The 12,384-nt window shown below is 58.7% G+C and carries 11 protein-coding genes; 3 read left to right on the forward strand and 8 right to left on the reverse strand.

What is annotated here, in order from left to right; genetic code table 11:
• Positions 1-49: 49 nt before the first annotated feature.
• The 4 genes from fadD to C3F38_RS16365 all read right to left on the reverse strand — a co-directional run bounded on the left by fadD (position 50) and on the right by C3F38_RS16365 (position 5,336).
• Positions 50-1,738, reverse strand: coding sequence for a long-chain-fatty-acid--CoA ligase FadD (gene fadD / locus C3F38_RS16350; protein WP_038877156.1), 1,689 nt, complete (start codon positions 1,736-1,738; stop codon positions 50-52).
• A 209-nt stretch (positions 1,739-1,947) separates the two neighbouring features.
• Positions 1,948-2,538: a Slp family lipoprotein gene (locus C3F38_RS16355; RefSeq protein WP_038877154.1), complete on the reverse strand. Its 591-nt coding sequence runs from the start codon at positions 2,536-2,538 to the stop codon at positions 1,948-1,950.
• 100 nt (positions 2,539-2,638) lie between these two features.
• Positions 2,639-3,340, reverse strand: coding sequence for a tRNA (adenosine(37)-N6)-threonylcarbamoyltransferase complex dimerization subunit type 1 TsaB (tsaB, locus tag C3F38_RS16360; protein ID WP_038877152.1), 702 nt, complete (start codon positions 3,338-3,340; stop codon positions 2,639-2,641).
• A 79-nt stretch (positions 3,341-3,419) separates the two neighbouring features.
• Positions 3,420-5,336: an ATP-dependent DNA helicase gene (locus C3F38_RS16365; RefSeq protein WP_055316765.1), complete on the reverse strand. Its 1,917-nt coding sequence runs from the start codon at positions 5,334-5,336 to the stop codon at positions 3,420-3,422.
• 133 nt (positions 5,337-5,469) lie between these two features.
• Here C3F38_RS16365 and C3F38_RS16370 point away from each other — a divergent pair, with 133 nt between their 5' ends.
• Positions 5,470-5,814 carry a RidA family protein gene (locus C3F38_RS16370; protein WP_015378124.1) on the forward strand — a complete coding sequence of 115 codons (345 nt, stop codon included), beginning with the start codon at positions 5,470-5,472 and terminating at the stop codon, positions 5,812-5,814.
• Between the two features lie 62 nt (positions 5,815-5,876).
• On the opposite strand, the gene mdtI is transcribed toward C3F38_RS16370, so the two are convergent.
• The 4 genes from mdtI to zwf all read right to left on the reverse strand — a co-directional run bounded on the left by mdtI (position 5,877) and on the right by zwf (position 9,386).
• Positions 5,877-6,206: a multidrug/spermidine efflux SMR transporter subunit MdtI gene (gene mdtI / locus C3F38_RS16375; RefSeq protein WP_016927446.1), complete on the reverse strand. Its 330-nt coding sequence runs from the start codon at positions 6,204-6,206 to the stop codon at positions 5,877-5,879.
• Positions 6,193-6,561, reverse strand: a complete 369-nt coding sequence (gene mdtJ / locus C3F38_RS16380) for a multidrug/spermidine efflux SMR transporter subunit MdtJ (protein ID WP_004932327.1) — start codon at positions 6,559-6,561, stop codon at positions 6,193-6,195. The genes mdtI and mdtJ overlap by 14 nt, the downstream gene beginning before the upstream one ends.
• A gap of 552 nt (positions 6,562-7,113) precedes the next feature.
• Positions 7,114-7,755, reverse strand: a complete 642-nt coding sequence (locus C3F38_RS16385) for a bifunctional 4-hydroxy-2-oxoglutarate aldolase/2-dehydro-3-deoxy-phosphogluconate aldolase (RefSeq protein WP_038877147.1) — start codon at positions 7,753-7,755, stop codon at positions 7,114-7,116.
• A 155-nt stretch (positions 7,756-7,910) separates the two neighbouring features.
• The gene (zwf, locus tag C3F38_RS16390) at positions 7,911-9,386 is read right to left on the reverse strand and encodes a glucose-6-phosphate dehydrogenase (protein ID WP_019452799.1); all 1,476 of its coding nucleotides are present in this window, start codon (positions 9,384-9,386) and stop codon (positions 7,911-7,913) included.
• Between the two features lie 448 nt (positions 9,387-9,834).
• Between zwf and C3F38_RS16395 the strand changes: the two genes are divergently transcribed.
• Together C3F38_RS16395 and pyk are read left to right on the forward strand one after the other, a co-directional pair.
• Complete coding sequence (locus tag C3F38_RS16395; protein ID WP_038877144.1) at positions 9,835-10,707, forward strand: MurR/RpiR family transcriptional regulator; 873 nt, start codon at positions 9,835-9,837, stop codon at positions 10,705-10,707.
• Positions 10,708-10,897: 190 nt separating this feature from the next.
• A complete protein-coding gene (gene pyk / locus C3F38_RS16400; RefSeq protein ID WP_038877142.1) occupies positions 10,898-12,340 on the forward strand; it encodes a pyruvate kinase in 1,443 nt (480 codons plus the stop codon).
• Positions 12,341-12,384 lie beyond the last annotated feature (44 nt).

The following is a 12,384-nucleotide window of genomic DNA, read 5'->3' on the forward strand; positions in this document are numbered from 1 at the left end:
AACGCCGGCATTCACCGGCGTTGTTGATAGTCAGGCGCGAGAGCGACACCTAGGCGGCATCGGCCGGTTTTGGTGTTTTTTGCTCATCACGCAGTTCTCGCCGCAAAATCTTGCCGACGTTCGACTTCGGCAGTTCATCGCGGAACTCAACAATTTTAGGCACTTTATACCCGGTCAGGTGGCGACGGCAATGGGTCAACAGCTCTTCCTTGGTCAGCGAGGCGTCTTTCTTCACCACGCAGATCTTCACCGTTTCGCCGGAGACTTCGCTGGGCACGCCGATCGCCGCACATTCAAGCACCTTCGGATGCTGGCTGACCACGTCCTCGATTTCGTTCGGGTAAACGTTGAAACCGGAGACCAGGATCATGTCTTTCTTACGGTCGACGATGCGCACAAACCCCTGATCGTCTACGGTCACCACATCACCGGTCGCCAGCCAGCCGTCTTTCAGCACTTCGTCGGTGGCGTCCGGGCGCTGCCAATAGCCTAACATAACTTGCGGCCCTTTGACCCACAGTTCGCCGGGTTCGCCCGACGGCACATCGTGACCGTTGTCGTCAACCAGCCGAATGTCCGTCGACGGCACCGGCAAACCGATGCTGCCGCTGTAGTGTTTCAGATCGTAAGGGTTACCGGCCACCAGCGGCGCGCACTCCGTCAGGCCATAGCCTTCCAGCAGGTGTTTGCCGGTGGTTTGCTCCCACTTCTCGGCCACCGCTTTTTGCACCGACATCCCGCCGCCGACCGAGAAACGCAGCGTAGAGAAATCGAGCTTGTGGAAATCCTCGTTGTTCAGCAACGCGTTGAACAAGGTATTGACCCCGCTCATGACGGTGAACGGATATTTGCCGAGTTCCTTCACCAGCCCCGGAATATCGCGCGGATTAGTGATCAGCAAATTGCGCCCGCCCAGGTCGATAAACAGCAGGCAGTTCACCGTCAGCGCGAAAATGTGATACAGCGGCAACGCCGTCACCACCAGTTCCTGCCCTTCGCGGAACAGCGGCAAATAGGCGGCTTTGGCCTGCTCGAGGTTGGCCTGCATGTTGCGGTGCGTCAACATCGCGCCCTTTGCCACCCCGGTGGTGCCGCCGGTGTATTGCAGGAAGGCCAGATCGGCATTAATGATGTCCGGTTTCACATATTGCAGACGCCGGCCGCGCTGCAGCGCGCTGCGGAATGAAATGGCGTCCGGCAGGTTGTATTTCGGTACCAGGCGCTTAACGTACTTGACCACGAAGTTGACCAGCGTGCCTTTGGCGGCCGAAAGCTGATCGCCCATGCGCGTCAGGATCACGTGTTTGATCGGGGTGTTGAACACCACTTTTTCCAGCGTATGGGCAAAGTTGGAGACGATGACGATGGCGCTGGCACCGCTGTCGTTCAACTGGTGCTCCAGCTCGCGCGGGGTATACAGCGGGTTGACGTTGACCACCACCATGCCGGCGCGCAGAATGCCGAACAGCGCGATGGGGTATTGCAACAGGTTTGGCATCATCAGCGCGACGCGGTCGCCCTTCTTCAGGCCCAGTTCATTTTGCAGGTAAGCCGCGAAAGCCCGGCTGCGTTCTTCCAGTTTGCGGAAGGTCATCACCTCGCCCATGTTGATAAAGGCGGGCTGATCGGCATAGCGTTGCACGGCATGCTCAAACATTTCGATCAACGACGAATAGCGATCGGCATCAATCTCTGCGGGCACATCTGCCGGATACCGTTTTAACCAGACCTTATCCAAGGTATTACTCCTGAAATCATTACTAATTATCATCGCAGCCCTCAAACTCGCAGCCTAACCATAACAATATTTTAACTCAGCAGACCAGTTTGGGTTTTAAACATTATTCAGGTTGCGATGTACGTCACTAATTGTCGGATATTCCTTATCCCAAAAAACAAAAAGGCGGCCTGAGCCGCCCTGTCAAATTTGTTCACATCAAGCGTATGCTACTCGGTTACGATGGTTTGCACCTGTGCCGGGCCAGGGTTATACCAGCCATAGCCTGCCCCCCAACCGGGCCCCCACGGGCCACCGCGCCAGCCCCAAGGGCCCATCGGCGCCGGCGGCATCACCACCTGCTGCACCAGATGCCAGCGTTTGAAACCGGTCACGTTCATCGTCACGAAGCGATACGGCGTCATGCCGATCCGCCCCTCTTTCAGCCCGGTAATAGGGCCGACGACGGTCACCAACTGGCCTTTGAAATCAACCGGTTCGAGGAAGCCGTTTACCGTGGCCAGCAAGCGGCCGCGCGACGGTTCGCCCAGTATCGGCCGTGCACCGCTGTCGAGCGGCACCGCCGCAATCTCCAGCACCGTGCGCCCTTGCTCATTGGCGACGTTGACCACGGTGCCGCCGAAGCGGGCTTCCGCGCCGGTAAACAGGTTCGGTGCATTTTGTACCGAGGAAAGCTGAGTCACCGGCGAGGGGCTGGTGCCTTTGATCGCATCCGGTACGGTGACGCACCCGGTCAGAACCAGCGCGCCGCAGGCGACGGCCAGCAGCGACAGCTTTTTACTTGCAGTGCGGATTAACATGGTCGCAATCTCCTGAAATGCCTGTAACTTTGACCGCGTTTCATCGTTCAAGTTGCAGGCTTTCGTCGCCCGGCCTCAACAACAGCACAATACGCCGCGCTTACTCGCGGCCCGGCAGTTTTTTCCAGGTCACTTCATTGCGCAGATAGGTGGGCTCGGCGTTTTCCACCGCCACCGCCAACCCCTGTTGCCAGGCGTGCAGCGCCAGCGGCAGCATGTCTTGCGCCTGCGGCAACAGCATTTGGCCGTCGCGTACGCTCAGGGTTGAACCGTTGACCAGGTCGGGATAGGTTTGCCAGCCGGTTCCGACGTGGGCCCATTCGCCCTGCAGGCGCTGCGCACGCTCCAGCGCCTGCGCCGGCGACAGCACGGCTTCGCCTTCGCTTGCCAACCAGCTGCCGTCCACCTGGCGTTCGAACTGCCCCCAGTAGACTTCCCCCATACGCGCATCGATCGCCGCCAGCACGCGCGCCGCGCCGCTGACGCGCCAGGCGCCCTGCGCCATGGTTTGCAGCGTGGAAACGCCAATCATCGGCAGATCGGCGCCCAGCGCCAGGCCCTGAGCGATGCCGATGCCGATGCGCACCCCGGTAAAGCTGCCGGGGCCGCGACCGAAGGCCAGCGCGTCGAGCTGGTTGAGCGCCAGACCGGATTCCGCCAGCACCTGCTGCACCATAGGTAAAATTCGTTGCGTATGCTCGCGTGGGCACAGCTCAAACAGGGCGTGGATTTCGCCTTGATTCCAGACGGCGACGGAACAGGCTTCCGTCGCGGTATCGATCGCTAAAATTCGCGTGGACATGCCAACCTCTGGCGGGAATAAAACTGGGTTTTTCATACAGGGCGCGCATTGTAGCACAGCCCCGTAAGCCCTTCATCTTTCACGTGGCCGACGCATCGGCGGTCTGCAGGAAGGCGATGGCCTGCTTCAGATCGCGGGTGCGCGGCGTCGGCGGCAGGCTATTGAGGAACACCTCGCCATAAGGCCGCATCACCAGACGGTTATCGCAAATCACCAGCACGCCGCGGTCGTCAGTGTCGCGGATCAAGCGGCCGACGCCCTGTTTCAGGGTGATGACCGCATCCGGCAACTGCACGTCATTGAACGGGTCACCGCCGCGCAGGCGACAATCCTCAATGCGCGCCTTCAGCAGCGGATCGTCCGGTGAAGTAAACGGCAGTTTATCGATAATGACGCAGGACAGCGCGTCGCCGCGCACGTCCACCCCTTCCCAGAAGCTGCTGGTCGCCACCAGCAGCGCGTTACCGGCGGCGACGAACTGCGCGAGCAGCTGCCCTTTGCTGGTTTCCCCTTGCAACAGCACCGGCAGCGTCATCGTGGCGCGGAACTCTTCCGCCAACTCGCGCATCATCTGGTGCGAGGTGCATAAAAAGAAGCAGCGGCCGTTGTTGGCTTCGATTAATGGCCGCAGCATGCGCGCCAGCTGGCGGGCCCCGCCGGGCTGATTCGGCGAAGGCAAAAAGCGCGGCACGCACAGCAACGCCTGTTTGGCATAGTCGAACGGGCTCGGCAACAGCAGCGTTTTGGCCTTGGTCAGCCCCAGCCGTTCGGTGAAATGACCCAACTGGTCATTGACCGACAGCGTGGCCGAGGTAAAGATCCAGCTGCCCGGCTTGTCGTCCAGCATTTCGCGGAACCGATCGGCCACCGTCAGCGGCGTCAGCGCCAGCACGAAGTGGCGCGAGTTGCATTCATACCAATAGCTGTAGCCCGGCTCCGTCACCGCCTTCAGCCGCTTGAGCCGCGCGCGGTACAGCGTGGCGCGTTCAAAGGCAGCGTCCAGCAGCGCCGAACGCCCCAGCGACAGCTTCATCACGTCATAACACAGCTCCAGCGCGTCATCGAGCAGCAACAGAGCGCGCTGCACGTTGGGTTCGCCGAGCACGTCGCGCAGATTGCCGCGAAAACCCGGCTCGCCCAGATTCAGGCGAAAATCTTGCGTGCTCAGGCTGAGACGGTCGGCGCTTTTTTGCAGTTGAGCGGCGTCGCGCACCTCGGTGCGGTAGGCGATGGTGATGTCCTTCGCCAGATCCAACAGTTGGCGGCTGGTGAGCTGCTGGCCGAAATACTGGCTGGCGATGTCGGGGATTTGGTGCGCCTCGTCGAAAATCATCACCTCGGCTTCCGGGATCAGCTCGGCGAAACCGCCCTCTTTCACCACCATATCCGCCAGGAACAGGTGATGGTTCACCACCACCACATCCGCATCCATCGCGCGGCGACGCGCCTTGACCACGAAGCAATCCTGATACAGCGGGCAGTCGCTGCCCAGGCAGTTGTCATTGGTGCTGGTCACCAATGGCCAGACGAAGCTGTCTTCCGCCACTTCGCTGCAGGTGCTGATGTCGCCCTCTTTGGTCTGCGACGACCACTTGCGCAGCTGCACCAGATCGATCAGCGTCTGCCCCGCCAGTTCGCCGCCGGCCATCGACTGCTGCTCCAGCCGTTCCAGACACAGGTAGTTGGAGCGCCCCTTCAGCAGCGCCAGCTTGCCTTTGTACTTCAAGGCCTTGGCAACGGTAGGCAGATCGCGCGCATACAGCTGATCCTGCAACGCTTTCGAACCGGTCGAGATGATCACTTTACGATCGGCGCGCAGCGCCGGCGCCAGATAAGCGAAGGTTTTGCCGGTGCCGGTGCCGGCTTCCACCACCAGCTCCTGCTTGAAATTGATCGCCTCGGTAACGGCTTGCGCCATCTGCCGCTGCGGCTCACGCGGTTTGAATCCCTTGATAGCCTGCGCCAATGCGCCGTCTGTTGCAAAATCGTCTGTCACGCTGTCTCTCTGCCGGTGTCATTCAGCGGTGATTATGCCAAGCCTGCCGCTCGGCTACCACCCACTTTATCGCCGCGCATTTTCATGACCGGCTGTGCTACCCTTAGCGCGACTATGATATGGAGATAAGCAAATGAATATCGAAAGAATTGATCCCGATCAGCGCTGGTCCGAAGCCGTGGTGCACAACGAGACCGTTTACTACACCAGCGTGCCGGAAAACCTGGACGACGACGCGACCGCGCAGACCGCCAACGCCCTCGCCGCCATCGACGTGCTGCTGGCGCGCGTCGGTTCGGACAAAAGCCGCATTCTGGATGCCACCATCTTCCTGGCCAACACCGCCGACTTCGCCGCGATGAACGCCGCCTGGGACGCCTGGGTGGTCGCCGGCAGCGCGCCGGTGCGCTGCACGGTGCAGGCGCAGCTGATGAATCCGAAGTACAAGGTGGAAATCAAAATCATCGCCGCGCTGTAAGCCTGAGCGCAGACGAAAAAAACCGCAGACGGCAACGCCTGCGGTTTTTTTATTGCCGGCTATCAGGACAGTTTGAGGATCACCATCCCCGTCAGCAGCAGCGCCAGGCCAATCCAGCCTTTGGCGTTCAACCGCTGGCCGAACATGATCCAGCCTGCGGCGATGGTGGCGGCGATACCGAAACCGCCCCACAGCGCATAAGCGATCGACAGATCGATGCCCTTCACCGCCTGCGCCAGGGCGCTGAACGCGCCGAGTACCGACAGCAGCGACAACAGCCCCAGCCAAATTTTGCGGAAGCCGTCCGACATCTTCAGGAAGATGTTGGCGATGATTTCCAGCACGATCGCCAGTCCCAGGAACCCAATGTGGTACAACTCAAACTGTTGCATGGTTGTCACCTCGCGGGCTGACCTGTTTTCGCTCTTTGCGGGTGCCGGATTTCACCAGCATGATGCCGGCGATCAGCGTCGCCAGGCCCAACACCTTCAGCGCCGAGATCGGCTCGTCGAACCACAGCACGCTGAACAGGGTAATGAACAGAATGCCGATGCCTTCCCACAGCGCATAGGCCACGCCCAGCGCCACGCGTTTTACCGCCACCGACAGCAACACATAAGAAGCGGTGATCATCACGTACATCACGATGTGCCCGATCATGCCGCCATTGACGCTGGCGTATTTCATCGACAAGGTGCCGATGATTTCGGTCATGATGGCCAAACCTAAAAAGATCCAATAAATCATAATTTTTCTCCCAAACGGCGAATTACGCGCGCCAAGGCATATTTATCCCGATTTATCTCGTCGAACGGCCGTATTGCGGCGCGCAAGACGCAGAGATCCCTGGGGATAAACTGACCCAAACGCAAAAAGAATGTTTGCCCGGCTGAACGGTAGCGTGAAGGCCTAAGCCCGCCACCTGCACCGGTTAAGGGAGAAAGACGCTATAGCTCGCTGCACCAGTGATGCTCACTGGCAAGGATCGCAGACAGGAAGAGTTGGCAAGTAGAGGTTCTGAGGGTAGTTCCGTTAATAGTCATCATAATAGTTCTCTATTATCAGCCGCACACCGTGCGATTTGCCCAATATCCTCATAAAAGTAAAATTTTCGACTGAGATATTTTTACCACAGCCAAAATGAGAAAGCAAACTGCCGTTTTCATAAAAAAGCAGAAAAAAACGGGTTAAAAATAAGAAAGTTAATCTCGATAAAAATTAAAAAAGGCTCAACGAAGCGTTGAGCCTTGCGACATTCGCGGGTGCGCAAATAAGCGCCAACCCCAGGCGCGGTGCGGGTTACAACGCAGCCCCGCTGACGGCGCTGCGCGCCAGTTCAGTGATGCGCGCATAGTCGCCGCTTTCGAGCGCATCCGCCGGCACCAGCCAGGAACCGCCGATGCAAAGCACGCTTTTCAGCGCCAAATAATCGCGGTAGTTGCTCGGCGTAATGCCGCCGGTCGGGCAAAAACGCACCTGCGGGAACGGGCCGCCGATCGCCTGCAGCGCCTTCACGCCGCCGTTGGCTTCCGCCGGGAAGAATTTGAATTCGCGCAGGCCGTGATCCATACCTTGCATCAGCTCGGAAACGGTGCTGATGCCCGGGATCAGCGGGATAGGCCCCACCGTCGCCGCCTGCAGCAAGGCTTCGGTCAGCCCCGGGCTGATGGCGAACTGCGCCCCCGCCTCGGTCACCTCCCGCAGCTGCTGCGGATTGATCACCGTACCGGCGCCGATGATGGCCTCCGGCACCTCGTTGGCAATAGCGCGGATAGCCTCCAGCCCGCAGGCGGTGCGCAGCGTCACCTCCAGTACCCGCACGCCGCCGGCAACCAGCGCTTTCGCCAGCGGCACCGCCTGCTCCAGCTTGTTGATCACGATAACAGGCACCACCGGCCCTGCCGTCAGGATCTGCTCGGCGCTGGTTTTCCAGTTTTTCATCGTTATTTCTCCATTACTCGCGGTTAACAATGGCACGCCCCTGCCACAGGGCTCCGCGCAAATGCGCGGACGTCCGGCCGTACCGTAAGTGATGTGGCCCACGCGCAGATCGCAGGCAAAAAAAAAGCCGGCAGACAGGCTGCCGGCATTGCGCATTACTCGAACTCGTTCCAGGAACGGCCGTCGCGGGTGATCATCGCCACCGAGGCCACCGGCCCCCAGGTGCCCGCCTGATAAGGCTTCGGCGCCTCGTTGTCGGCTTTCCATGCGTCCATGATGGAGTCGACCCACTTCCAGGCTTCTTCCACTTCATCGCGGCGCACGAACAGCGCCTGAATGCCGCGCATGGTCTCCAGCAGCAGGCGCTCGTAGGCGTCCGCCACGTGCTCCTGGTTGAAGGTTTCCGAGAAGCTCAGGTCCAGCTTGGTGGTCTGCAGACGGTGCTTGTGATCCAGCCCCGGCACCTTGTTCAGCACCTGAATTTCGATGCCTTCGTCCGGCTGCAGGCGGATGGTCAGCTTGTTCTGCGGCAGCTGCTGGTAAGAATCGCTGAACAAGTTAAGCGGCGGGTTTTTGAAGTACACCACCACTTCCGAGCATTTGGTCGGCAGACGTTTACCGGTACGCAGGTAGAACGGCACCCCGGCCCATTGCCAGTTGTCGATATCCACGCGGATGGAGACGAAGGTTTCGGTGCTGCTGCTCTTGTTCGCCCCTTCCTCTTCCAGATAACCCGGCACTTTCTTGCCCTGGACGAAACCGGCGGTGTACTGACCGCGCACGGTGGTTTCCCGTACATTGGTCTGATCGATACGGCGCAGCGAGCGCAACACCTTCACCTTTTCGTCGCGGATACGGTCGGTGGTCAGATCCGCCGGCGGCGACATGGCGATCATGGTCAGGATCTGCAGCAGGTGGTTCTGGATCATGTCGCGCATCTGGCCGGCCTGGTCGAAGTAACCCCAACGCCCTTCGATGCCCACCTCTTCCGCCACGGTGATCTGCACCGAATCGATGGTGCGGTTATCCCAGTTGGATGCGAACAGCGAGTTGGCGAAACGCAGCGCCAACAGGTTCAGCACCGTCTCTTTGCCGAGATAGTGGTCGATACGGTAAACCTGGGATTCGTTGAAATACTCCGCTACCTGATCGTTGATCACGCGGGAGGACGCCAGATCGGTGCCCAACGGTTTTTCCATTACCACGCGCGCCGGCTCATGGTTCAGCTTGGCTTCGCCCAACCCTTTGCAGATGGCGCCGAAGGTGCTTGGCGGCATGGCGAAGTAGTTGATGGTGGTACGGTGTTTCTGATCCAGCATTTTACCCAGTTTGGTAAAGTTCTTGCTGTCGTTGACGTCCAGATTGCAGAAGTCCAGGCGTGCGCTCAGCGTGGCCCAGAGTTCATCATCCAACTTTTCTTTCATGAAGGTGCCAAGCGCTTCCTTGACCACTTCGGTATACGCTTTTTTATCCCACTCCGCGCGGCCGACGCCGATGATCCGCGTATCCGGGTGGATGTGTCCGGCTTTCTCTAACTGGTACAGGGAAGGCAGCAGCTTACGGCGCGCCAAATCACCTTTCGCGCCGAAAATAACCAGGTCACACGCCTGGGCTGTAGAGGTTACCGCCATGTTCATCTCCTCGTTGCAGGATATTTGTAATTTTCTTACATTACTAATGTACTCTGTTTGACTACGGCCAGCAAACCCGGTGCAGAAGCAGGAAAAAAGACCTCAAGATTCCAGCGGTAGCGCCAATGCACGCCAGAGCCCGCACAGGCGGGCAAAACTGTAATTTTTCGTCTTTTTTGACGCTCTGTTACCATTATGAAAGTTAGACACAGGTCATATTCTGGTGAAAAAAGCCTGCATACGCCCTGTCGAGACTGCCAACGGTTACCAGCACGTAGTATATTTTCACTAAACCGGCATTGATTTCTCCTTTGTTTGAAATCGACATACCCTATCGATTCCAGGTTACAGCCGCTCGTTTGGCGTCTGCGTGCGCGGCGAACACGGGCGAAATTCGGCGCTGTTGCTTGAAAGCCACAGGGATAAAACCATGAGTGACTCTCGTTATATGAATACGCTGGACAAAATCCAGAGCCATCTGGAACTCCTGAGCAAATCTGAAAGGAAAGTCGCCGAGGTGATCCTGGCCTCCCCACAGACCGCCATTCACTCCAGCATTGCCACGCTGGCGCGCATGGCCGACGTCAGCGAACCTACCGTCAACCGCTTTTGCCGCCGCCTTGATACCAAAGGCTTTCCCGATTTCAAACTGCACCTCGCCCAAAGCCTGGCTAACGGCACGCCCTACGTAAACCGTAACGTTGAGGAAGACGACAGCGTCGATTCCTATACCAGCAAGATCTTCGAATCGGTCATGGCCAGCCTGGATACAGTAAAGGCAAATTTGGATATTGCCGCAATCAATCGTGCGGTTGACCTGCTCACCCAGGCAAAAAAGATCTCTTTCTTCGGCCTGGGCGCCTCCGCGGCGGTGGCGCACGACGCGATGAACAAATTTTTCCGCTTCAATATCCCGGTGGTCTACTTCGATGACATCGTTATGCAACGCATGAGCTGCATGAACTCCGGCGAAGGGGACGTGGTGGTGTTGATCTCACACACCGGCCGCACCAAGAATCTGGTGGAGATGGCTCACCTGGCGCGAGAAAACGACGCCACGGTATTGGCTATCACCTCGCGCGACACCCCGCTCGCTCAGGCGGCGACCCTCCCTTTGCTGCTCGATGTGCCCGAAGACACCGACGTTTACATGCCGATGGTGTCGCGGATCGCGCAATTAACGCTCATTGACGTGCTCGCCACCGGATTTACCTTGCGCAGAGGGGCTAAATTCAGAGATAACTTGAAGCGGGTCAAAGAAGCGCTCAAAGAATCGCGCTTTGATAAAGGGGTGGTCATTCCCAACAGTTTTGACTCGTGACCTGACGAAGAAAAAATCGCCGTTCAACAGACATTTGAATGACGGCATCAGAGGCTGTACCCTGTTAATATGCTCATGCGGGTAACCCGGGTGAAATATCAGTGTTGTAAAATTACATTTCACGCCTGGTTTCGTTATCCGACGTTTATCGCAACACCAATATTTGCTTCACCAGTCAACGGAGTAATACATGTCCAGACGGCTCAGAAGAACCAAAATCGTTACCACCCTGGGTCCGGCTACAGACCGCGACAATAATCTGGAAAAGATCATTGCCGCCGGCGCCAACGTAGTTCGGCTTAACTTCTCCCACGGCAGCCCGGAAGACCACCAGGTTCGCGCTGACAAAGTGCGTGAAATCGCCGCCAAACTGGGACGTCACGTCGCTATCCTCGGCGATCTGCAAGGGCCGAAAATCCGCGTATCCACCTTCAAGGAAGGCAAAATCTTCCTCAACGTGGGCGATAAATTCCTGCTGGACGCCAACCTGTCAAAAGGCGAAGGCGATAAAGAAAAAGTCGGTATCGACTATAAAGGCCTGCCTGCCGACGTGGTGCCGGGCGATGTCCTGCTGCTCGACGACGGCCGCGTTCAGCTGAAAGTGCTCGAAGTTCAGGGCATGAAAGTGTTTACCGAAGTCACCGTCGGCGGCCCGCTGTCCAACAACAAGGGCATCAACAAACTCGGCGGTGGCCTGTCGGCCGAAGCGCTGACCGAGAAAGACAAGGCAGACATCGTGACCGCCGCCAAGATTGGCGTCGATTACCTGGCGGTCTCCTTCCCGCGTACCGGTGAAGACCTGAACTATGCTCGCCGCCTGGCGCGCGACGCCGGCTGCAATGCCAAGATCGTGTCCAAGGTTGAGCGCGCCGAAGCGGTCTGCAGCGACGAAGCGATGGACGACATTATTCTGGCCTCCGACGTGGTCATGGTTGCCCGTGGCGACCTCGGCGTCGAAATCGGCGATCCGGAACTGGTCGGCATTCAGAAGAAACTGATCCGCCGCGCCCGTACCCTGAACCGCGCGGTGATCACCGCGACCCAGATGATGGAGTCGATGATCACTAACCCGATGCCGACCCGCGCCGAAGTCATGGACGTGGCCAACGCCGTGCTGGACGGCACCGACGCCGTTATGCTGTCGGCGGAAACCGCCGCCGGCCAATACCCGGCGGAAACCGTGGCGGCGATGGCGCGCGTTTGTCTGGGCGCCGAGAAGATCCCAAGTATCAACGTCTCCAAACACCGCCTGGACGTGCAGTTCGACAACATCGAAGAAGCGATTGCCATGTCTTCGATGTATGCCGCCAACCACCTGAAAGGCGTTACCGCACTGATCGCCATGACAGAGTCCGGCCGTACCGCGCTGATGATGTCGCGCATCAGCTCCGGCCTGCCGATCTTCGCCATGTCGCGTCATGAGCACACGCTGAACCTGACCGCGCTGTATCGCGGCGTGACGCCGGTGTATTTCGACAGCCACAAAGACGGCGTGATCGCCGCCAATGAAGCCGTCAATCGCCTGCGCGACAAAGGCTTCCTGGTCTCCGGCGATCTGGTGATCGTCACCCAGGGCGACGTGATGGAAACCGTCGGCACCACCAATACCAGCCGTATCCTGCGCGTCGAATAATCCACGCCGCAGACGAAATGCCGGCCGGCTCACGTTGGCCGGCA

Origin of the sequence: Serratia sp. SSNIH1 (genome assembly GCF_002935055.1) — a bacterium.
Classification (GTDB): Bacteria; Pseudomonadota; Gammaproteobacteria; order Enterobacterales; family Enterobacteriaceae; genus Serratia; species Serratia nevei.